Consider the following 21,118-nt stretch of genomic DNA (forward strand, 5'->3'; position numbering starts at 1 on the left):
ACTTCAAACCATGATCACATGCCTATACTTGCTTAAAATAGCGTACACGTGAAGTAAAGTCAGCCTGTTGCAATGGTACATTGTAGAAGCCAACGGTCATCAGTTCATCCCCACCAAATACTTGACCAGTAGCTGGTTCAAGATAAGTTTTATCCGGTGCCAAATGGCTGAGTTTGGTCAAATGCAATGGTGGTTGTCCTTCAGATAGCACACGATACTGGAACAGTAGTGTTTCCGTTTTATCTGCACTGACAAACTGCCAAGCGACATCATTGCTTTCAAAAGGTGACTGAATGCGATAGAAGTCGCCATACTGAATTAAGTCACGATGCGTTTTGTAAAACACCACCTGTTCACTGATTTGCGTTTTGTCGGCATCTGATAGTTGGCTAAGATCGAGTTCGTAGCCAAAGACACCCGCCATGGCAACATCCCCACGCATGGTCAAACTGCTCAGACGGCCAGTCTGATGATTTGGCGAAGCTGATACATGTGCTGTCATGCTTGAAATGGGATAACTCAAAGATGTGCCATATTGGATTTTCAACCGGTCAACCGGATCGGTATTATCTGACGCCCATGATTGCGGGAAATAATACAGCATACCGGCATCAAAGCGCCCACCACCACCGGAACAGCCTTCAAACAAGATGTCTGGATAGGCTGTGGTGAGCCGTTCAGCTAACTGATACACGCCTAATACATAACGGTGCGCCACTTCTCCTTGTTGCGCCGCTGGTAAGGCTGCCGAATACACCTCGGTTAAATGGCGATTCATATCCCATTTAATATAATCAATTGGGACGGCGTCCAAAATGGCGGCAATTTGGTCGTAAATCGCATCCACCACTTCTTGACGCGAAAAGTCTAAGACATACTGATCACGACTAGGTGTCATATCCCGATTGGGAATTTGAATCGCATAATCTGGGTGCGCTTGATAAAGCTGTGAATCTTTTGAAACCATTTCTGGCTCAATCCAAATCCCAAACTGCATGCCACGATCATGCACACGCTGCGAAATACCGGCTAATCCACCACCCGATTTGAGTTTATCAGCGTATTCATACCAATCACCCAAAGAACTTGTATCGGCATCACGATGACCAAACCAGCCATCATCTAACACAAACATTTCAATACCTAGCGGTGCAGCCTGGTCCACAATATGATCAATTTTTTCCGCATCAAAATTGAAATATGTCGCTTCCCAATTATTAATTACAATGGGACGCGGCGCATATTGGAAGCGTCCTCGAGCGACGCGTTCACGCAATAAGTGATGATAAGCTTGCGACATGCCGTTCAAGCCAGCCTCCGAATAGACGAGTAAGGCTTCAGGGGCTTGGAAGGCTTCATCTGGCAATAATTGCCAACTAAAGCCTTGTTCGTTAATGCCTGCCAGGACATGTACCTGATCCACATAGTCTTTTTCCAACGTAAATTGATGATTACCGGAATATACCAGTTGTACGCCAATCGCTGTGCCACTGTCTTCCGTTGTATCTGGTGCGACTAATGCAATGAAGGGATTCATATGATGTGAGCTACCACCACGATGACTGGCAAATGATGTCATACCATGCGGCAAACTTTTCCGCTCAACCTGACGTTCGCGTAAATGTGCGCCATGTAGGGCAATAACTTCTAGTTGATTTTCAATGACGTCTAGTTGTACTGACGCTAATTTTTCTACCTGCAATGTTTGGGTCCCACGGTTGATGAGTTTTGCCGTGCGGGCAATCACTGGCCGATCGGCGAAGATGGTGTAAGACAAGTACAGTTCCGCATCTAACGTCGCATCAACTAACCGGACAATCAGCGTTTTGGCTTCTTCAGGTGCTAGGACATAAGCTTGGGGCAAATCCGCTAAGTTTGGTTTACCCGCTTGTATCTCATAATCGACATAACGAAAATCTGTTGCTTGCGCACCATTTTCAGCCCGAATCACGACAGCCGGTTGCCGAAAATCACCCGTATCAAAGCCTGAAAACTCCTGACGTAACGTATCTTTTGAATAGCCACGATCGACTTGCCCAGGATCGCCAGCAAGATTCGGTGAAAAACCGCGATCGATTCTTGGATAACGCCGTTGATCATGATATGTTGCTATCTGACGGCCAAAATAGAGATGACTTAAAATGTCCCCCGTCTCAACTTGAAAAAGATACGATATTTGATCATTTTTCAGATGAAAAACCTTGTTTTCAGCGTCAAAAAAAATGCTTGCACTAGTCATTGTCTTCCTCCAGGAAACTTTTACTAAATTACAAGCATATAGTATCATTATTTTACTAAAATGTAAACGCTTACTTTTTCGTTGTTGTGAGCGTTTCGCGGTAAATCAACCGACTTGGAATCGTTGTCCAGACTGCCCAATCCCGCTTATTTTGGGCTAAATCACAAGCCTGTATGAGCGCTTGTTGCCCTAATATTTCTGGCTTTAAATCAACAGTTGTTAAAGCTGGTACCAAGTAGGCAGCCAATTCTAAATTATCAAAACTGACAATGTCAATGTCTTTGCCAGGCTCAAGTCCGCGCATTTTCAACGCATTGATAGCGCCAATGGCAATTGGATCCGAGGCAACCAACAGCGCATCAATGTCTGGTTCGTCATCTAATAATGTCGTAGCCCCTTGGCTCCCTGTCTCAACATGCCAAGCCCCTGTGTAAATATAGGGTGTTAGCTGATGGGCTGCAATCCATTGTTGATACACCGTTTCTCGTACGTCTGCCGCACTCCCCTTGGTAGTACCATCTAGCTCAAACAATTCATTTGTGCCACCAATAAACCCAATATGACGACGACCGGCAGTATAAAAATCATCTAGAATTTTCGCCGTCATCTTGGCCATTTCTGGCTCAACCACATCAATATCATCATCATGTGCTTTGCTATCAACCAAAACTAAATGTGGATTCATTTGTTTAATGGTAAAAATGGCTTGTTGGGAAATATCCCCTAATATAATGATGGCATCATACGCCGCAATTGTTTGTTGATCAATCCCTTGCGCCATGCGAATCACATCGTCAATCACAACCCCAATCTGTCGGGCATGTTTTTCAATACTTAAGTAAATTTGCCGCCAATAAGCATCCGTTGCCTCACGCGCTTCCGAAAAAACCGTAATCACAGCCACATGACAAACTTTTTTCATCGACGTGTCTTTGCGCCGTTTCACATATTTTAACTGATGCGCCGTTTCTAGCACAGCCTGTCGTGTTGCTGATGAAACAGACAAGCTTGTATCGTCATTTAAAATACGCGACACCGTACTCGACGACACGCCAGCCGTTTCCGCAATTTGTTTGATAGTTACCATAGACGCTCTCCACTGTGTGCATAGTTGCACGAAAATATCGTTATCTTTTATTCTACTACAAAAAATTATTACTGCTATATTTTACTAAAATTTTAGTAAAAGTCTTGTCTTTTAATTTGAAAGCGCTTACAATGTTTGTGTTAGCTGATATTAAAAAGGAGAACGAGCTATGCCTTCTAACAAACATACTATGTCATCACGTCTATCTTATGCCTTTGGTGCATTTGGTAACGATGTCTTCTTTGCGACATTGTCGACGTACTTCATCATGTTCGTCACGACACATTTGTTTAACACCGGTAATTCCGCCGAAAATGACCGGATGATTAGTTATATCACTCTGATTATTTTCGTCCTGCGTTTTGTGGAATTAATTATTGATCCATTTATTGGTAACGCGATTGATAATACCGTGACGCGCTGGGGAAAGTTTAAACCTTGGGTCGTCGTTGGTGGGACCATCGGTTCCATTGCCCTGATCATTTTGTTTACAAATATGGGCGGTATCAATAAGAGCAATCCGTTTTTGTACCTCTTGCTCTTTGGCTTCGTGTATATCACAATGGATATCTTCTATTCATTTAAGGATATTGGCTTCTGGTCAATGATCCCCGCTTTGACTCTGAATTCACGTGAACGTGAAAAGACGGCAACGCTTGCCCGTATCGGCTCAACTATCGGTGGTAACTTGGTCGGCGTTGTGGTGATGCCACTGGTATTGTTCTTTTCAATGAAGAGCAATGGCGGTACCGGTGACTCAAGAGGCTGGTTCTGGTTTGCCGTGATTGTTGCAACTGTTGCCTGGATCAGTTCAATTGTTGTTGGCCTAGGAACTAAAGAAATTGATTCAACCTTACGTCAAAACAAAGAACGTACCACCTTCAAGCAAGTCTTTCACATTTTGACGCACAACGATCAATTGATGTGGATTGCCTTAGCATACGGACTCTACACAACAGGTGTGACCCTTGTCAATTCGTTAGAACTTTATTATTTCACATTTATCCTGGGTAACTCTAGTGCCTTCTCAATCTTAGCCGGCTTAAACATTGTCACTGGCTTAGTGGCCGTTGCCCTATTCCCAACCCTATCTGATAAACTTAATCGTCGTAAGCTATTCTTCTGGTGTATTGCCATCATGCTTTCTGGCATCATCCTATTTTCCTTTGCTGGCGGTTCGTTAACGCTCGTATTGATTGCAGCAGAATTGTTTGCCTTGCCACAACCCCTCGTTTTCTTGGTTGTCTTGATGCTCATTTCCGATTCTGTTGAATATGGCCAATTGAAACTCAATCATCGTGACGAATCTTTGACGCTTTCTGTTCGGCCTTTATTAGATAAATTAGCCGGTGCGATCTCAAACGGTGCGGTTGGTTTGACTGCGGTTGCTGCCGGTATGACAACTGGTGCAACTGCCAGCTCGATCACCCCTTCTGGCCAACTCACGTTTAAAATCATTATGTTTGGCCTACCCTTTATCATTGTTTCAATTGGTGCATTCGTCTTTTATCGTCGTGTCACGTTAACAGAAGACAAACATGCCGAAATTGTTGACCAACTCGAAAAGACTTGGGGTAAAAAGTTTGAAAATAGTCAGTCAGATCTCATTGATTTGGATCAAGCACACACACAATACTATGCGCCAATTGCCGGTACGTTAGAACCTTTAGCAACCGTCTCGGATCCTGCCTTTGCTTCAGGTGCGCTTGGCGAAGGATTTGCCATTAAACCAACCGATGGCCGTGTTTACGCCCCATTTGATGGTGTGATTCGTTCAACCTTCTCAACACGTCATGCGGTCGGTATTGAATCTGATTCAGGTGTGGTCACGCTAATCCATATTGGTATTAACACCGTATCCATGCAAGGTACCGGATTCATTACTTGCTTTGATAAAGGCCAACGTGTGAAGAGAGGTGACTTGCTCATCGAATTCTGGGACAAGGCCATTCAAGATGCACAGCTAGATGACACTGTGATGGTAACGATCACTAATGCCAATGCCTTGCCACAATTAACCTTTAAAAAGGCCTTTGGATCACAAGTATCCAAAAACGATATCTTATTAGAATTTAATGATTAACGTAATCAAAAACGCGTAGCTGCTACAGTTTGTCACTGTAGCAATTACGCGTTTTTTATATTTTATTCGCCAGCCGTTATTTTTATCCCAATAATAGCGACAATGAGTAACCCAATAAAAAACCAGGTAACTGGCGGGAATTGATCTCGAAACAACACAACACCCATCACAACAGACCCCACAGCGCCAATTCCTGTCCAAATTGGATAGGCCAAACTAAAGGGTAGCTGTTTCACGGCTTGGATTAAAAACGCCATGCTGGCAATAAGCCCAATAATCGTCACAATCACCCAGCCAACTTTAGTGAAGCCTTGACTTAATTTCATCGTCGTCGCCCACAAAATTTCTGATAAACCGGCTAACAATAGATATACCCATGACATATTTTTATCTCCTTAATCATGCTGCACTTGGATTAGTCGACAATTTATAACTGACTTAGCCAACGTTATATCCTAACTGTCAGTCTACCATGGTTATCTAACCGAGACAATATTCCCGCCATATAGCAAAAACGTCTGGTACTGGCCCAGACGTTAAAAATTCAGGCATGCTGTAAGATCTTTTCCATATTGTACCATTGCTCACCAGCATGAGTAGATTGTGATGGGCCGAGATTCGTAAAGCCGTTTTTTTCATAAAAAGGAATACGATCAGCTAAACACGTTAAAGCGATGGCTTCACGCTCAGCTGCTTGCGCACGCGTTGTTAACTGTGCCAATAATTGACTCCCTAAACCAAGACCACGGGCAGCTTGATGAACTGCGACTGTTTGCACGGTCTGATAGCCCCCTTGGGCGATATTTTTCGGATTTTCTTCATACATCCAGTCTTCAACAAAACGCTGATTGACAGCTGGTCCACAAATAAAGCCGAGAACACCTGCCTGTTCATCTTCAGCCACAATAAATGTTTCTGGGAAATTAGCAATTCTATCAAGATATTGGTCTCTCGTTCCCGCCTCATCTTGGTTAAAGCCTTGATTTTCAATTGTCAAAATCATCTCAATATCTTCGTGTGTCGCGTTTCTAAACTGCATGTGTCAACCCATCCATCCTTTCAATTACGATTATTATAGCAAACCATATACTTTTTGTATGCCCTATCATGAATGACGAACAGCATAGGCCCCATGTTAAACATCAATCATCACATCCCCCCACTGAATAACTAAAGGATCATGGGTAGCAACAATCATGATGGTCTGGTCGTTAATCAAACGATCCAGTACCTGGTATAAAATATCCGTCGCAGTATCGTGATCTAATGCAGCTGTTGGTTCATCAATCAAAATAATGCGTGGTTTTTTAATATTAAGCGGGCTATTGCAACACGCTGTTGTTCACCACCAGATAATTCATAGATATGTTTTTTCAAGTAGGATTTAGATAAGTCCACAGCCTCTAATGCCTGTTTCATCTCTTCCGTATCTCGCTTTTGAATACGGTGTCGAAAAACAAGCGCTAAATTATCAAAAACTGTTTGATCTTCTAACAACGCATAATTTTGAAACAGATAACCCAAATAGTCACGATAAAACCGACTTTTTTTGATGGTTTTCAGATTACCACTATCATACGTTATGTCGCCTTGATAATCGTCATCAAAACGTGCAATTATATTTAAAATTGTCGATTTCCCAGCTCCAGAGCGCCCGCGCAAAATATATTTCATACCAGGCTGAAACACAACTGACAGATTATCAATAACCTGGTGCTTACCAAACTGCTTACTCACATTTTCCAAAACTAGCGTCATAACTCTCCCTTAAGTATTAAATAGCTTTGCCTTTCATTCACCATAATGCGGTACGTGAAAAACAATAACAGACAACTCATGACAAAAATAACGGTTATCAAGACGCCAGGTTTTGAAGTTGCGTACAAGATGCCTGGTAACAACGCACACGATAACATGAGATAAATGTGACGATAGCGATTAATAAATGATATGCCATAAACTTGTTTTACAAACAATGAACGACGATAAGCCATAAATATGATGTAAATAGTAAACAGGCCACACAATAACACCACCAAAATTGCCAGTATCAAACTCCCCAATAAGACATTTTTACGCAATAAATAGGTCTGTTTCAAGGTTACCCGCAGCTTGTTCGTACTACTGATGTCTTGAATATTTGGTCCTAAAACCGTCATGACTTGGTTTTTATTTTCCTCAGAAGCCAAGTTAACCATGACGTTGCGTTGTGACAACCACGGCAACAAATTCTGCACAATCGATTGACTTGGTTTTTCTGTCGCAACTGTCCCACTGTTATCTAAATGCGCTAAGGCATCACGCTGTACAGCATGAAAATTTATCACCAGTATATGTTTTGGTTTTTGGTAGGCAAATGACTGTTCCTGCGTCGCATTAAGAAAAACATAGGTTGACGTCGGTTGCATTTTTTTGATTACGATATTTGCGACGTCAATGCCATTGGGTATCGCATAATTTTCCTGTATTTGGGTCGGCGATAAATTTTCTGTCGTCAATAACGTGACGGGTGCATGAAAATCATCTGCTGTTAACCGCTTTCCAGTAACTGATCGTACCTGTTGATACTTAAAATAAGTGGGATTGACATAAATATCACGTGCGTAAAGTTGATCCCGCCCCAAGGTTATTTTTGGTCCTTGGAATGGTGCAAACATGCTCATTAACAGTTGTGATTCATCGATCTGATTCAGCAATAAGTGACTCGTTTTGATCTGCACATCATCTTGTTTGGACATTGTGTGCATGGTTAAAACTGAAAAATGAGCTATTTGCTCCCATTTTTGTTGCCCTTGTCGTATTAAATCAATTTGTCGATTTTCTTTTTGTGCCAAATCTAGTGTTGTCACAAAATTCATAAATGTTAGTGCTAAAATGACACAAGATACGATTGGAATCAAGATTTGCTTCCCGCGTCCTTTCAGAACCGCTACAAGTTGCCCACGATTGAACAAAATCGTTAAAATAAGCGTACTAACAGCAACAGCACCAAAAAATAGTAACAACATCACGTTAACGATGATTAATTCATAAGTGAGCATCTCCGGTAACAACAACCATAAAACACCAACAATAATGGGTAGTCCAACGAGATAAGCATAAACATAGACCTTTATGTTAGACCACCAAATCGTCAATACGGCAGTCCCTTTGGTTTGTCCCTTTAAAAGTTGTTGTATCACAAATTGCCGTCGTTGTTTAAAAATAATGAAACTATTCAATATCACAATGACTAAGAGTATCATCACTAACAAGATATCTAGTCGTGAAACAGCCAATTGTCCTGTGAGATCTGATACCACTGCTGACAAAGCTGTTGGATTATACACCATAAATTGAATATTTTTTTTAGACAAAAATGCCAAAAATCCTTGATGATTCCCCTTCCCAAACACACCGTAATCAGACAACACATCACGATCTGCAATATTTTTTCGATGTTCAATACTAGCGTCTGGTACCCCAATCATGTGTTGTTTTTGATGCCCAAGTATATAACTTTTCGGGATGATTTTGCCATCAATTTTTGGATATACACGTTTAATAATCACTAAATCATGGGTATCTGCATACGCGGCAATCGCTTGATTCAATGTGGCAGTACGTAAATCACTACTATTATTCACAATTGAAATATTTGTCGGTGTGCCAAAATAGGCCGCATCCTTCGCATACGACATGGCGGCCGCCACAGATATCACACTAACGAGGAAAATAAAGATAATATAAACACTATTTCTTAATTGACGTAAACGTTTCATCCGCGCTTAACCACATCACCAGAAATCATAATATGCTCTATTACCAAACAAACTCTTTGGAGCTGAAGCTTGTGCATCATATCCTGGACTTGTTCGACCACTCGATGCAAAATATTGACCCGAAACCGACGAACTGTGGTTACGGTAATTATGAAAGTAATACGACCAGACATAATAACTCCCAACCCCATGGCGCCACTCGCCGCCACCTACTTGGTCCGCATGGGCAAAACTAATACCCGAAAAAATGCCACTAGCTATGACACCAGTTAACACCACTTTTTTAAATTTATTCATATAGAATAATACCTCATCTTTCTAACGGCGTTTGCTAACAACCGTTATCAACATGATAAACAATACCGTGTCGTTTTTTGTCAATAAATTTCTCACTTTGATCCTCCAAACAATTTATTGACATTGTAATAAATTAATGCTATGTATTTTTATCACCTACTGGCTGTTTCTCTTCGCAACGTATGCTATACTGTGAACATTAATCAAACGGAGTGTATGTGATGATCATTCGAATTGCCACCAAAAATGATGCCCAACAGTTACTTGATATTTATGCCCCTTACGTATTGGATAGCACCTTTACTTTTGAATATGACATCCCCAGTCTGCAAACATTTGAACAACGCATCACGACAACACTACAGACACACCCCTATCTTGTTGCTGAAGATAACAACAAAATTTTAGGTTATGCCTATGCGCACCCCTTAAACGAACGCGAAGCTTATCAATGGACTGCTGAGCTCAGCGTCTATGTTGGCTCGACTGCAAAGGGACGTGGTGTGGGCAAGCAACTTTACCAAGCACTCGAACAATATCTGAAAGAGCAAAATGTTATCCAAACCATCGCTGTCATTACTGCTGAAAATACACGTAGTATTGCTTTTCATGAACATTTTGGGTATCACCAAGTGGGCCAACTAACACAAGTTGGTTTTAAACATGGTAAATGGCTTGATGTTGCCTGGTTACAAAAATCCTTAGCAACACCAACCGATACGCCCGCACCGTTTATACCTTTTTCACAATTAACGTCTCGTGCTTAAACAAAAAGCCCAACAGGCTAAACTGCCTGTTGGGCTTTTTTAAATTTATTGATCAATTTCTTTTTCGCTATCGGTTTTGTAGTCATCGGCTGCTTCTTTAACAGCATCCTTAACGTCTTCTTTAACATCTGACACGGCATCTTTCACCTTGCCAAGTACGCCTTGGGCTTTACCCTCTGCTTCACGTACCTTATCTCCGGTAAGCTTACCTTCTACTTCTTTCACCTTACCAACAACTTGGTCCTTGGCGCTATCAAACTTTTCTTCAACTGACATGAACATGTTCTCCTTGAGTTTTATTTGATGGTACCCCTCTATTTTATCATAAATTTGCCATTTATAAAAATTGCGGGCCTAATCGCTATGGTCAAACGGTTATGTTGTCTTTAATCATGCTCAAACTAAAATAGATATACAATTTTTTGCAAATATCTTATAATAATTCTTATAAATGTTCCTTAAAAAAGGATCATTCAACAGATTACTATTTTTCGGGAGAATTTAGGAGAATATGATGTTTCAACACATAAAACGGACAGTCATTTTGGCTGTTTTTTCGAGTCTCGTTGGCTTAATGGGAATTGCCCCAGTTGCCGCTGACCAAACCTATCGCGATGCAACACTGACGGGTGCAGAACAGCGGCCGTTGGCCTTCAGTCAATCTAAACAGCTTGTCTTAGGTGATCATGATGACAAACAACGGACAACGGATGCACATATTCAGTTGGCTAATACTGATAAGCCAACTGCCAAACGCGCAGCACGTTTGACTTACAATCCAGTTGGTTGGCACAACTATCGTTTCAAATATGAAAAAAGTAACGGTAAAATCAGTAAAGAGTGGTTATTCAATCGTGGCCATTTAGTCGGTTATCAATTCAGCGGTCTCAATGACGAATCTAAAAATTTAGTACCTGAAACCGCTTATTTAAATGCCGGTGCCCTTAAAAGCATGAATGCTGCTAATAAGCAATCCATGCTTTATTATGAAAATCATCTGGCCAAGTGGTTAAAGACACACAAAGGCTATCGCCTCGATTATCAAGTGACACCATTGTATCGCAACGATGAGTTACTACCACGACAAGTACGCTTGGCTTATGTTGGCTACAATCCGCGTGGTGAAAAAGTCAAAATTAATCTCCACTCATATCGTGAAGAAAATGGAAATGATGATGCGACGGTCGTCTACCTCAATAATGATAGTCCAAATGCCATTATTGATTACAGTAATGGTACCGCACGCAACACACTCAATAAAGCAAAAACACTAAAAGCTGAACAAGAAGCAGCTGACCAGGCCAAAGCTGAAGCCGAAGCTAAGGCCAACGCAGCAGCAGCCGCTCAAGCTGCTGCGGAAAGCGTTGCTGTAGAAAGTGCTGCGCGCGCCGCTAGTGAGGCCGCTGCGCAACAAGCAGCAGCGCAATCTCAGGCAGCGACGGCCCAAACAGCTGTCGCCCCCGCACCAGCCACTGGTAACATTAATAATACTGGGGCATACAAATGGGCTATTCAAGATGGCTATACTTGGCAAACCCGCAAAGGCCACTCAACACGTGTTGCACCTGGTGGTGCATTGCCAGCAGGTTATCATTGGCAAGTCCAATAAATTACCATACGACGACAAAATAAAAAAGCGCATAAGCGCTTTTTTATTTTGAGTCATCATCTGCGAACGTGTGCTGATCACAACACGTCTTTAAAACTACTCAAGCACTGTTACTAGTTTTCTAAACTATTTACTTCGGATGACAATTGGTACGTTCGCCCATAAGCATCTCTTGTTAGCAAACCAAAATCTACTAATGCGCGTCTTAGCAGTGGATAGTCCGCATAATCGGACCAACGCCGCAATACTAAATTAACGTCCTGTTCATCGTACATTTTATCACTGTCAAACTTACTGGCTAAATAAGCAATCACGTCACGCTTTTTATGGTATTTCGCTGGCCATTGTATCAAGACCCCATCGTCATTTAAATAGGCTGTAATCCCCTGTGTCATTTGTTCTCTCCCGTTTTTCTGCAATTCTAATATTAAGTTGTCTCTATTATAAACCTCATTAAATTTTAATTCTAGTAAAATCGACAAGCCCTGATTAGCGACTTGATTAATGCGTGCATGTGTCAGATTGCGTTGACACAATACTGGTTTAATAATAAAATTGCAATATAAAATATCATTTTCCTATTTAAGTTTATCTAACATCGACGCAATCCGGTGAGTTACTGCGTCTTAAAATGCTAAACGTTAAACATTTACCAAACATGTTAACTAGCCTGTAATCCCTAACATCACATGTGCTGAGCAACCACACTAAAAGGCTAAGGAGAGATTTTTTCATGGCGAAAAAGATTGTTGATGAGAATGGCAACACAGACGTTCAAAAGAAGCCATTTTATAAGCGTGGTTGGTTTTGGACGCTAGCGATCATTGTCGTGCTTGTGATTGCGGCAATTGGTCGCGCTGACGACAGCGCAAAAAAGGTTTCCTCTGAACATAAAACAACTTCTTCAGCTAAGGTTAACCACCAAACATTCAAAGTTGGTGACACTGTCAAGGCAGATGGCGTTACTTTAAAACTCAATAAAGTGGACTATTATAACGGTAGTTCAATTTCAACACCAGATTCTGGCAAGATGTTCGTGATGGTGAATGTTACTATTACTAATGTCGATCGCAACAAAGTCAGCTACAATCCATTAGATTTCAAATTGGACGACAATGGCAACCAAACTGACCTAACCGAAATTGTGCTAGATGATAATGGTCACAAAGTTGTGGGCGATGATTTGAAGTCCGGCGACCTGACCAAGGGCGCTTCCGTTACTGGTACACTCGTCGGTCAAGCCGTCCAAACAGATAAACTCAAGCTAATTTACACAGGGTCACTATTCTCAAAAGATGAGAAAATTACCTTTGACCTCGACTAATCCCTTATGCCCTTTTGGGCGTACATATATAGGCTAACCACCACGTTCTGATCGCACACAGGAGATGATTATGACGACAACAGTACAAGTTACTTTTCTATTGTTTGCTGCCCTACTGATTGGCGCATCAAAAAAACCAAACCCACGCCAAACCTATCAAAAATATATCGGTTATGCCTTGCTCATTATCGGACTGATCATTTTAGCATATCGACTATTGCGCTGATGCCGCTCACTCGGGTCACAACAAACATCACCTACTCGATCATAAGACGTGATTTTTAGAAAGGGATATCATGCTATATTTAACAGTCAAATTCATCATGACGCTCATTTTTTGGTTCTTAATTTTCAATTTATTCAATTTTATTTTTGAAAAACAAAAAGCTAAAAATGATGGTGTCGTCAAGTTTGTCAATCAATTACGGTCAACACAATATATCGTATTTATTTTAAGTGTATTGCTAATCGGCTTTCTCTTGAACTTGTTCATCACACAGGGTGATTTTTATTACAAATGGCTTTGTATCTATTCAATTGTCCTGATATATTTGCTTTGTTTAAACAAATATCGAGATAAGCAATAATCACTAAACTGGACGTTTTAACACAAAAAAGCCGCCCTACCAGTAAACCTGATAGAGCGGCTAGAATAGCGCTAGAGGGGATCGAACCCTCGATTTCGGCCTGAGAAGCCGACGTCTTAACCACTTGACCATAGCGCCATAACAAAATATAAGTATACCGAAAAAATACTGCCTCGTCAACAAGCAATCAAAAAACCGACTCGTGCGATTAAACCTGCGCTAATGACCATTATGGCGCAACGCTTGCCCTAAGCAAGCATCAGAGGCCACCAATCACACATTTGGCCCTTGCCTTTACATTTAATGTTAAGTTCGCTACACTCAAAGTATCAATTGTATAATACGCGACTGATGACTTGTAGATAATTAGCCAAATACGGCAAGTGTCGGCAAAGCAACAAAACAAAAATTCGTATCATTTATATGACGAACTTTGAGCCACAATTCCCCCCTTTAAATCGTTACAGACGCAGTTAACATAAGGAGCACAGTATGATCCAACTGACCCAACTCACTAAGAAGTTCAACAGCAAATTAGCCGTTAACCAATTAAACATGACACTTGAGTCCGGTCAAGTAATGGGGTTAATCGGACAAAACGGTGCCGGTAAAACGACAACTTTCCGTATGATTCTTAACTTCATTACGCCGACTTCCGGCACAATCACTTGGGATAATCATCCCATCACGCAACAGGATAAACAACGTATTGGCTTTCTCCCTGAAGAGCGTGGCTTGTATCAAAAGTTAACGATTGAAGAGCAAATACTATATTTCGCTGAACTACACGGCATGCGACGAGCAGATGCCCGAACAGCATTAGCTGATTGGCTGAAAAGACTTGATGTTGTGGGCAAAGCAACGGACAAAGTGCAGTCTTTGTCAAAAGGTAATGCGCAAAAAGTCCAAATGATTGCCTCGCTCATTTTCAATCCTGAATTTATCATTTTAGATGAACCCTTTTCTGGGCTTGATCCTGTCAACACCAGCATCATGATGAACGAAATCATCCGGATGCGCGATCAAGGTGCCATGATTATTTTTTCAAGTCATGATATGGACAACGTCACAAAAATTTCAGACCAACTCACCATGCTTAAAAAAGGTGAAGTTATTCTACAAGGCGGCGTGCAAGAAATTCGTGAACAGTTTGGTCGGACAAAAATCTACGTTGAAGGACCCTTCACACAAGCCGAGTTGGCCCAGTTATCAGGGGTTGTTAGTGTCACTCCACGCGGCGCAGGCTTTGACCTCGTTGTCACAGATGAAGCTGTGGGTCATGATATTTTCAACTATGTTACCCGAAACGGCTACATTCCGGCCTTCTCTCAACAACCCCCAACACTAGATGATATTTTCCGACAGGAGGTCGCTCACAATGCCTAATGGACTCATGATCGTCATTAAACAGACGTACCGTAATCATTTCAAATCGCGCGGTTATTGGCTTTTGGTCCTTTCGCCAATTATTTTTGCTAGCATCATTGCCGCGATTGTCTTTGGCATTACAAAAATGCAAGGCAATACCACTCCAAATGTAGCCGTCATTGGTAATCCTGCTGTACGCCAAGTCATGATTAAAAGCGAAAAAAGTCTCGACCTGAAAGTATCACGTATAACAACACAAGCACAAGCAAACAAAGCACTCGACAAGCAAACTCTTGACGGTGTGCTGACTTTTAATGCTAATGGTGCCACGCTCACAACACAGCCTAAGAGTAATAAAATCAATCAAGAGGCAATCAGCAGTGTCTTAGGTAATCTGGCCCGCACACAAAAAGCAGCCCAGTACGGTCTCACACCTGAACAGACCCAAGCATTGATACAGCCTTATCAGTTAAAGTCTGTTGTCAAGCAAGCTGACAACCGTACCACAAATGGCGATAATTCATCAATGGCCAACTACGGCATTGCTGTTGCCATTGGCGTGATCACGATGGTCGTCGTGATGTGGTATACCTCAATGATTGCCACAGAAATCGCCAACGAAAAGTCGTCACGTATTATGGAGACCTTGTTGGCTGCGACATCATCAAATATTCAATATTTCGGTAAAATCATTGGTATTTTTGCGCTAACACTCACACACATGCTCCTTTACTTGGTTGCCGGTATTATTGCCTATCTTATCTTTAAAAATAATGTAGCAGTTGCTGAGATTGCGCATAACTTCTCCGGTATCACTGTAGGATTTACTGTTTATGCTGTTTGCTTTATTCTAGTAGCCGTGGCCTTGTATCTCGTGCTGACGGCAATTATTGCTTCCCTCGTTAATGATAATTCACAAGTTCAACAAGCTGTTGGCCCCGTGACGGTGCTGGCCATGATTGGTTATTTCTTTAGTTACTTTATGACTAACATGCCAAACAATATCGTGATTAAAATTTTAAGTTACGTCCCATTTATTTCACAAAGTATGATGCCTGTCCGCCTGGTTACTAAGGTCGAATCCTGGCCAGCTGCCATTGTGGCCCTGGCTTTGTCGGCCATTGCGCTAGTCCTTCTAGCTTGGTTTGGCCGTGGTATTTACGCGAAAAACGTCTTGTCATACAGCGATGACAAGATTATGGCGCAACTCATCCGAAACATCAAACACCACGATTAAACTGAGGTCCTTATGACAACGCCTTTCTTTCTCACCAATAAAAAATGGTATACCTTTGAAACCCGCACCACATCGGACGGGATACCCTTTCAACGTTTTGAACTCACCAACAAAGCGACACCAGATGCGATTGCCAGCTTCAAAGCAACCATGATTGCCATCGGCCCCGAGGGCCAGATTGAGCCGGATAACTTAAATCGCTTTCAACAAGCCCTAGGCTATGCCGCACGTCGACACTATCTGTCAGAAGCACATGGATTATCCGATAACGAGTTAGCCCAAACACTGGCATTTATCAGTTATGCGATTCGTTCTTATCAGCTACTCGATGATTCACTGACACCACCCAATACACTCATTTTTAGCAAACGTATTGCCACACTTTACCGGCAATTTTTGAAACAACACCCCACCCGCATTGATGATTCCGACCTCAATGCATGGATCATTGCCCAAGATCAACAACTGACACAATAAAAAAACTACGACAATGTTGTGGCGTACCCCGAAAGTTAAAGCAACTTTCGGGGTTTTATTTATGACTAAAATTTCAAAACAAATTAAACTTCAGGCAATTCAAGATTATCTGTCTGGAAAATATTCCATACGTGGCATTACTGCTCGATATGGTATTGCTAACAGTGTCTTTCGCATGCTTATTGCCGCATACAAAAGTTTTGGATCAGATATATTATTTAATCCACCAGCAATCACACCTGAATTTAGGATTAAAGTGGCATCATGGGCCATTCAAAATAACGCTTCTCATAGTCAAGTGGCTGCTAAGTTCGGCTATACAGGCATTGCCCAAATTGTTTCGTGGAAGAAGATCTATTCACAACTAGGGCCAAATGGGTTATTATCTATTCAAAAAGGACGATCACCTAGAATGGCTAATAAGAAACCTAAGCAAGTAAAACAGCTCACAGAAACTGAAAAACACATTGCCCAACTAGAAGACGAAAACCTACGACTAAAGATTGAAAATGAAGCGTTAAAATTATTAGCCTCGATTCAGCAACGAACCGACAACTCGCAGAAGTAGCTTGCCGGCTCGAGGCGCAATTTAAATTGGTGGCTATCCTAAAGGTTCTGCCAATCGCAGAAAGTACAGTGCATTACTGGAAACGACAGTTTAAAAATGATGACCCTGATGCACCCCTTCGTGCGGCTATTAGGACAATCTGGGAAGCTGATAATCACTACGGTGTGCGAAGAGTGTATTTAAAGTTACGTCAACAACCAGCGTTTAAAGCGGTAAATCACAAGAAAGTACAACGGCTAATGCATGAAATGGGGCTAAAGGGTGTTGGCTACAATAAGCAATCACGTCAGTATGATTCATCCAAAGGACCTGAAGGAAAACGTGTGAAGAACAAGCTTCACCGTCGTTTCAAGACTAATCGGCCATTACAAAAATTAGCTAGCGATGTTACTGAATTTAAGATTTCAGCGACTGGTGAAAAGGTCTATTTAGAACCGATTCTTGATATGTATAACAATGAGATTCTTACCTATGCCATTAGCACGCGTCCAGATCTCGCCTTTACCTTACAACCGCTTAATCAGCTCGTAGCGCAACTGCCAAAACTTTCGTATCGTACAACAATTCATACGGATCAAGGCTGGCAATATCGCCACAGAACATGGCGTAAAACACTAAAGAAAAACCACATTATCCAAAGCATGTCGCGTCGTGCGACTGCTCTAGACAATGCGGTGATGGAAAGCTTCTTCAATAAGCTTAAAGTTGAAATCGGGCCACTAAACAAGTATTCATCAGCTAAAGCGTTGATAGAGGCCGTTAAAAAGTGGATACTGTATTACAACAACACACGCATCCAAACAAAATTAAACGGCCACTCACCGGTAGAATACCGACAACTGGCCGCTTAATGAACTAAACTATTTTACTTTAACTTTTTGGGTACACCACAGTATGTGAGCGCTTTTTTTGACCAATTATTTTACATCGTCGGCTTTGTCAGCAACTTTTTCAGCAGCCTTGTCGACCTTTTCGTTAACTTTTTCAGCCGTCTTAGCAACGTTTTCGTTGACCTTTTCGGCAGCTTTGTCAACATTTTCATTAACTTCTTTAGCCTTATCAGCAGCTTTATCAGAGAAATCTTCAGCTTCAACTTGAGCCGCTTCAGCTAAATCACGCAATGTTTCATCAAGGTTAAGATCAGCTTGTGTCAATTCAATATCGTGATTATTGAACTTATCGCGTAATTCATTCAATGAGGCTTGTGCCTTATCTACATAACTTACAGCCAAATCCTTTGCCTTATTAACATAAGGTGTGGCTTGATCGGCTAATTGCTTCACTTGATCAGCAGCCAAATCAATCTTTTCGCCATACTTTTCTTGACTCTTGTCCTTTAATTCAGCAGCCTTAGCTTTAGCCTTTTCCGTCACATCACCAGCAAAATCAGCAGTCGCATAAGCGGCATCATAGGCCTTTTCACGCAAGACATCTGATGTTTCAGTAGCCTTAGCTTTGAGTTCTTCTTGACGGTTCTTTGGCAATGCTTTAAACGCAGCCAATGCAGCTGCTCCCGCAGCAATCCCAATTAAAAATCCTTTAGCTTTTGACATTTACTTTGTCTCCTTTTTTGATGATTTTTTGTGACTATACTTACGCATAGCCGTTTTTGCAACAGATGCTGCCATACCCGTCGCACCAAAGCCGCGAACAAGCTTTGAGGCAGCAAATCGACTTGTCACACTTTGTACAGTGTCATTTAATTCTGATACCGTAACCGACAAGTCCGCAACTGCTTGCACAGTTGGATCTAATGTCTTCATTTTCTCGTTGACATCAGTCAATAGCTCATTGGCGTTGCCAAGAATTTCATTGCTCGAGCGGGCAATCGTGTCCACGTCGAACGTAATAATCTTAAGTGATTGCGTTAGGCGCATTAGGAATATACCGATAAATATTACCAGTAATAAGAAAGCAACCGCAAAAATGATAAGTGCCCATTGTCCTGGTGCCATAAATCCCCCCATACCGTGATATTTAATGTATTTGCTGCAACCTACTGTATTAAAATAACATCATACTGGCACAACATAGTATAAGTATAACAAAAAAAGTTACTCAACGAGTAACTTTTGTTTATTAGTGGGCATAGTCTGTTGCGCGTGTTTCGCGGACCACTGTAATCTTCACATGTCCAGGATATTCTAGCTTTTCCTCAACATCTGATTTAATATCATGTGCTAAGACTGTTGCCTGGATATCCGTTAATTTAGTTGGTTCGACAATCACGCGAACTTCACGTCCAGCTTGAATGGCAAAAGCACTTTCAACACCGTCATAACGGTTAGCAATAGCTTCAAGATCCTTCAAACGTTGAACATAGTTTTCAAGTGATTCACTCCGCGCCCCTGGACGGGCGGCACTAATGGCATCAGCAGCGGTCACTAATTCAGAAATTGGTGACGTTGCTGGTACATCGCCGTGATGTGACGCAATGGCATTGATCACATCAGGCTTTTCGTTAAATTTCTCGGCAAGGCGTACGCCCAATTCCACGTGGGAACCTTCAACTTCAGCGTCAACCGACTTACCAATATCATGTATTAATCCAGCGCGCTTCGCAAGCGCGACATCCATTTTAAGCTCTGCTGCCATCATTCCCGCAAGTTTTGCGACCTCGATTGAATGTTGGAGCACATTTTGACCGTAAGACGTTCGATAATTCATCCGGCCAATCATTTTAATCAAATCTGGGTGCAGGCCACGTAGGCCAAGCTCAAATACCGCTTCTTCACCCTTTTCACGAATTGTTTCATCAATTTGTCGACGTGCTTTTTCAACAGTCTCTTCAATCCGTGAAGGATTAATGCGACCGTCTGCTACCAAGGCATCTAAGGCCATTTTAGCAATTTCACGACGAACTGGATCAAAGCCACTTAACACCACTGATTCTGGTGTATCATCAATGATTAAATCAATCCCTGTCAATGATTCTAATGTGCGAATATTCCGACCTTCACGACCAATAATTCGGCCCTTCATGTCTTCGCTTGGTAAATGCACAACCGACACTGTGACATCCGCCACAGCATCCGCTGCCGACCGTTGAATCGCTTGCACAATAATATTGCGCGCGCGCTTTTCGGCTTCACTCGTCGCGTCTTCTTCAGCTTCTTTCACTAAAGCAGCTCGTTGACGTACCAAACTTTGTTTCGTTTGACTTAAAATTTGTTCTTTAGCGTCAACAGGCGTTAATTGGGCAATTTCTTCCAACTTTTCCTGTTGTGCTGTTACTAAGTCATTGGCAACTGTCTTTTTATGATTTGCATCATCCAAACGTTGCTGTACTTGGTTTTCTTTTTGAATCAATTGCGCATCACGCTGATTCAAGGCCGCATCTTTCTTGTCGAGGTTCGAGATGCGATCTTCAAGCCGTTGTTCTTGTTGCTGCAGTTGCTTTTGACGATCTTTGAAATCTAAATCCACTTGATTACGATAATCTTGGGCCATTTCTTTCGCGTCAGTTTTCGCTGCACGTATGAGACTTTTAGCTTCTTTGTTTGCTTCTTCAAGAATGTTAGCTGCAATTTGTTTCGTTGCGTTAATTTGTTTGTTATCTTGCCAAAGACGACCATAATAACCGACAACGAGACCAATCACGATTGCGAAGAGTGCTGAAATGATTGTTACTATCATGCGTGTCATTCCTTTCAGCTTGTGAAATTTCAACTATTCCACATATATTAAGTATAGCTGTAAACTTACTTAACGTCA

The 21,118-nt window shown here is 41.8% G+C and carries 23 protein-coding genes and 1 tRNA gene; 10 read left to right on the top strand and 14 right to left on the bottom strand.

From position 1 onward, the window contains the following. Positions 1–22: 22 nt before the first annotated feature. On the bottom strand, positions 23–2,239 hold the full coding sequence (locus A9176_RS00510) for an alpha-galactosidase (protein WP_077281852.1): 2,217 nt from the start codon (positions 2,237–2,239) through the stop codon (positions 23–25). A gap of 70 nt (positions 2,240–2,309) precedes the next feature. Further along, complete coding sequence (locus A9176_RS00515; protein WP_077281853.1) at positions 2,310–3,326, bottom strand: LacI family DNA-binding transcriptional regulator; 1,017 nt, start codon at positions 3,324–3,326, stop codon at positions 2,310–2,312. A gap of 169 nt (positions 3,327–3,495) precedes the next feature. On the opposite strand from A9176_RS00515, the gene A9176_RS00520 reads away from it, so the two are divergent. Then, positions 3,496–5,409: a glycoside-pentoside-hexuronide (GPH):cation symporter gene (locus tag A9176_RS00520; RefSeq protein WP_077281854.1), complete on the top strand. Its 1,914-nt coding sequence runs from the start codon at positions 3,496–3,498 to the stop codon at positions 5,407–5,409. Positions 5,410–5,471: 62 nt separating this feature from the next. On the opposite strand, the gene A9176_RS00525 is transcribed toward A9176_RS00520, so the two are convergent. The 6 genes from A9176_RS00525 to A9176_RS00545 all read right to left on the bottom strand — a co-directional run bounded on the left by A9176_RS00525 (position 5,472) and on the right by A9176_RS00545 (position 9,467). Continuing rightward, a complete protein-coding gene (locus tag A9176_RS00525) occupies positions 5,472–5,792 on the bottom strand; it encodes a DMT family transporter (protein ID WP_010002201.1) in 321 nt (106 codons plus the stop codon). A gap of 161 nt (positions 5,793–5,953) precedes the next feature. Then, on the bottom strand, positions 5,954–6,448 hold the full coding sequence (locus A9176_RS00530; protein ID WP_172412926.1) for a GNAT family N-acetyltransferase: 495 nt from the start codon (positions 6,446–6,448) through the stop codon (positions 5,954–5,956). Positions 6,449–6,544: 96 nt separating this feature from the next. Beyond that, positions 6,545–6,700 carry a hypothetical protein gene (locus A9176_RS08850; protein WP_157093689.1) on the bottom strand — a complete coding sequence of 52 codons (156 nt, stop codon included), beginning with the start codon at positions 6,698–6,700 and terminating at the stop codon, positions 6,545–6,547. Continuing rightward, positions 6,697–7,167, bottom strand: a complete 471-nt coding sequence (locus A9176_RS08855) for an ATP-binding cassette domain-containing protein (protein WP_077281855.1) — start codon at positions 7,165–7,167, stop codon at positions 6,697–6,699. The genes A9176_RS08850 and A9176_RS08855 overlap by 4 nt, the downstream gene beginning before the upstream one ends. After that, positions 7,164–9,170, bottom strand: a complete 2,007-nt coding sequence (locus A9176_RS00540; RefSeq protein ID WP_077281856.1) for a hypothetical protein — start codon at positions 9,168–9,170, stop codon at positions 7,164–7,166. Before A9176_RS00540 ends, A9176_RS08855 begins: the two co-directional genes overlap by 4 nt. 15 nt (positions 9,171–9,185) lie before the next feature. Then, positions 9,186–9,467, bottom strand: coding sequence for a lactococcin 972 family bacteriocin (locus A9176_RS00545; protein WP_077281857.1), 282 nt, complete (start codon positions 9,465–9,467; stop codon positions 9,186–9,188). Between the two features lie 221 nt (positions 9,468–9,688). Here A9176_RS00545 and A9176_RS00550 point away from each other — a divergent pair, with 221 nt between their 5' ends. After that, positions 9,689–10,234 (top strand): GNAT family N-acetyltransferase, encoded by a 546-nt coding sequence (locus A9176_RS00550; RefSeq protein WP_010001438.1) that lies wholly within the window; start codon positions 9,689–9,691, stop codon positions 10,232–10,234. A 45-nt stretch (positions 10,235–10,279) separates the two neighbouring features. On the opposite strand, the gene A9176_RS00555 is transcribed toward A9176_RS00550, so the two are convergent. Next, positions 10,280–10,510, bottom strand: a complete 231-nt coding sequence (locus A9176_RS00555; RefSeq protein WP_068851884.1) for a CsbD family protein — start codon at positions 10,508–10,510, stop codon at positions 10,280–10,282. A gap of 235 nt (positions 10,511–10,745) precedes the next feature. Here A9176_RS00555 and A9176_RS00560 point away from each other — a divergent pair, with 235 nt between their 5' ends. Continuing rightward, positions 10,746–11,843, top strand: a complete 1,098-nt coding sequence (locus tag A9176_RS00560; RefSeq protein WP_242943228.1) for a DNA/RNA non-specific endonuclease — start codon at positions 10,746–10,748, stop codon at positions 11,841–11,843. A gap of 113 nt (positions 11,844–11,956) precedes the next feature. Here the strand turns inward: A9176_RS00560 and A9176_RS00565 are convergent, their stop codons facing one another. Next, positions 11,957–12,238: a DUF2087 domain-containing protein gene (locus A9176_RS00565; protein WP_068851878.1), complete on the bottom strand. Its 282-nt coding sequence runs from the start codon at positions 12,236–12,238 to the stop codon at positions 11,957–11,959. A gap of 338 nt (positions 12,239–12,576) precedes the next feature. Here A9176_RS00565 and A9176_RS00570 point away from each other — a divergent pair, with 338 nt between their 5' ends. Then, positions 12,577–13,167, top strand: a complete 591-nt coding sequence (locus A9176_RS00570) for a DUF4352 domain-containing protein (protein ID WP_068851875.1) — start codon at positions 12,577–12,579, stop codon at positions 13,165–13,167. Between the two features lie 70 nt (positions 13,168–13,237). Then, complete coding sequence (locus A9176_RS08790) at positions 13,238–13,393, top strand: hypothetical protein (protein WP_167604546.1); 156 nt, start codon at positions 13,238–13,240, stop codon at positions 13,391–13,393. A 427-nt stretch (positions 13,394–13,820) separates the two neighbouring features. Here the strand turns inward: A9176_RS08790 and A9176_RS00580 are convergent. Continuing rightward, positions 13,821–13,892, bottom strand: a tRNA-Glu gene (locus tag A9176_RS00580). Between the two features lie 354 nt (positions 13,893–14,246). On the opposite strand from A9176_RS00580, the gene A9176_RS00585 reads away from it, so the two are divergent. From A9176_RS00585 to A9176_RS00605, 5 genes are all read left to right on the top strand, one after another. Then, positions 14,247–15,140, top strand: coding sequence for an ABC transporter ATP-binding protein (locus tag A9176_RS00585; protein ID WP_077281859.1), 894 nt, complete (start codon positions 14,247–14,249; stop codon positions 15,138–15,140). After that, positions 15,133–16,359: an ABC transporter permease gene (locus A9176_RS00590; RefSeq protein ID WP_068851865.1), complete on the top strand. Its 1,227-nt coding sequence runs from the start codon at positions 15,133–15,135 to the stop codon at positions 16,357–16,359. The genes A9176_RS00585 and A9176_RS00590 overlap by 8 nt, the downstream gene beginning before the upstream one ends. Before the next feature lie 12 nt (positions 16,360–16,371). Then, a complete protein-coding gene (locus tag A9176_RS00595; protein ID WP_068851862.1) occupies positions 16,372–16,836 on the top strand; it encodes a substrate-binding protein in 465 nt (154 codons plus the stop codon). Positions 16,837–16,897: 61 nt separating this feature from the next. Then, on the top strand, positions 16,898–17,404 hold the full coding sequence (locus tag A9176_RS00600) for a transposase (RefSeq protein ID WP_077281831.1): 507 nt from the start codon (positions 16,898–16,900) through the stop codon (positions 17,402–17,404). A 29-nt stretch (positions 17,405–17,433) separates the two neighbouring features. After that, on the top strand, positions 17,434–18,255 hold the full coding sequence (locus A9176_RS00605) for an IS3 family transposase (RefSeq protein WP_157093711.1): 822 nt from the start codon (positions 17,434–17,436) through the stop codon (positions 18,253–18,255). A 66-nt stretch (positions 18,256–18,321) separates the two neighbouring features. Here the strand turns inward: A9176_RS00605 and A9176_RS00610 are convergent, their stop codons facing one another. From A9176_RS00610 to rny, 3 genes are all read right to left on the bottom strand, one after another. Further along, positions 18,322–18,957, bottom strand: coding sequence for a hypothetical protein (locus tag A9176_RS00610; protein WP_077281860.1), 636 nt, complete (start codon positions 18,955–18,957; stop codon positions 18,322–18,324). Next, positions 18,958–19,359, bottom strand: a complete 402-nt coding sequence (locus tag A9176_RS00615) for a DUF948 domain-containing protein (protein WP_029509868.1) — start codon at positions 19,357–19,359, stop codon at positions 18,958–18,960. 124 nt (positions 19,360–19,483) lie between these two features. Further along, positions 19,484–21,040, bottom strand: a complete 1,557-nt coding sequence (gene rny / locus A9176_RS00620; RefSeq protein WP_029509869.1) for a ribonuclease Y — start codon at positions 21,038–21,040, stop codon at positions 19,484–19,486. Positions 21,041–21,118: the final 78 nt, after the last annotated feature.

It is taken from the genome of Leuconostoc garlicum, assembly GCF_001998805.1.
Taxonomy (GTDB): domain Bacteria; phylum Bacillota; class Bacilli; order Lactobacillales; family Lactobacillaceae; genus Leuconostoc; species Leuconostoc lactis.

Excerpts from the sequence above, each read along its gene's own strand:
- A9176_RS00545 (WP_077281857.1), bottom strand. The coding sequence starts at position 9,467 with ATGAATAAATTTAAAAAAGTGGTGTTAACTGGTGTCATAGCTAGTGGC.
- A9176_RS00615 (WP_029509868.1), bottom strand. The coding sequence starts at position 19,359 with ATGGCACCAGGACAATGGGCACTTATCATTTTTGCGGTTGCTTTCTTA.
- A9176_RS00540 (WP_077281856.1), bottom strand. The coding sequence starts at position 9,170 with ATGAAACGTTTACGTCAATTAAGAAATAGTGTTTATATTATCTTTATT.
- A9176_RS00515 (WP_077281853.1), bottom strand. The coding sequence starts at position 3,326 with ATGGTAACTATCAAACAAATTGCGGAAACGGCTGGCGTGTCGTCGAGT.
- A9176_RS00525 (WP_010002201.1), bottom strand. The coding sequence starts at position 5,792 with ATGTCATGGGTATATCTATTGTTAGCCGGTTTATCAGAAATTTTGTGG.
- A9176_RS00595 (WP_068851862.1), top strand. The coding sequence starts at position 16,372 with ATGACAACGCCTTTCTTTCTCACCAATAAAAAATGGTATACCTTTGAA.
- A9176_RS00590 (WP_068851865.1), top strand. The coding sequence starts at position 15,133 with ATGCCTAATGGACTCATGATCGTCATTAAACAGACGTACCGTAATCAT.
- A9176_RS08790 (WP_167604546.1), top strand. The coding sequence starts at position 13,238 with ATGACGACAACAGTACAAGTTACTTTTCTATTGTTTGCTGCCCTACTG.
- A9176_RS00585 (WP_077281859.1), top strand. The coding sequence starts at position 14,247 with ATGATCCAACTGACCCAACTCACTAAGAAGTTCAACAGCAAATTAGCC.
- A9176_RS00510 (WP_077281852.1), bottom strand. The coding sequence starts at position 2,239 with ATGACTAGTGCAAGCATTTTTTTTGACGCTGAAAACAAGGTTTTTCAT.
- A9176_RS00560 (WP_242943228.1), top strand. The coding sequence starts at position 10,746 with ATGATGTTTCAACACATAAAACGGACAGTCATTTTGGCTGTTTTTTCG.
- A9176_RS00530 (WP_172412926.1), bottom strand. The coding sequence starts at position 6,448 with ATGCAGTTTAGAAACGCGACACACGAAGATATTGAGATGATTTTGACA.
- A9176_RS00550 (WP_010001438.1), top strand. The coding sequence starts at position 9,689 with ATGATCATTCGAATTGCCACCAAAAATGATGCCCAACAGTTACTTGAT.
- A9176_RS00520 (WP_077281854.1), top strand. The coding sequence starts at position 3,496 with ATGCCTTCTAACAAACATACTATGTCATCACGTCTATCTTATGCCTTT.
- A9176_RS00570 (WP_068851875.1), top strand. The coding sequence starts at position 12,577 with ATGGCGAAAAAGATTGTTGATGAGAATGGCAACACAGACGTTCAAAAG.
- A9176_RS08855 (WP_077281855.1), bottom strand. The coding sequence starts at position 7,167 with ATGACGCTAGTTTTGGAAAATGTGAGTAAGCAGTTTGGTAAGCACCAG.
- A9176_RS00565 (WP_068851878.1), bottom strand. The coding sequence starts at position 12,238 with ATGACACAGGGGATTACAGCCTATTTAAATGACGATGGGGTCTTGATA.
- A9176_RS00555 (WP_068851884.1), bottom strand. The coding sequence starts at position 10,510 with ATGTCAGTTGAAGAAAAGTTTGATAGCGCCAAGGACCAAGTTGTTGGT.
- A9176_RS00600 (WP_077281831.1), top strand. The coding sequence starts at position 16,898 with ATGACTAAAATTTCAAAACAAATTAAACTTCAGGCAATTCAAGATTAT.
- rny (WP_029509869.1), bottom strand. The coding sequence starts at position 21,040 with ATGATAGTAACAATCATTTCAGCACTCTTCGCAATCGTGATTGGTCTC.
- A9176_RS00610 (WP_077281860.1), bottom strand. The coding sequence starts at position 18,957 with ATGTCAAAAGCTAAAGGATTTTTAATTGGGATTGCTGCGGGAGCAGCT.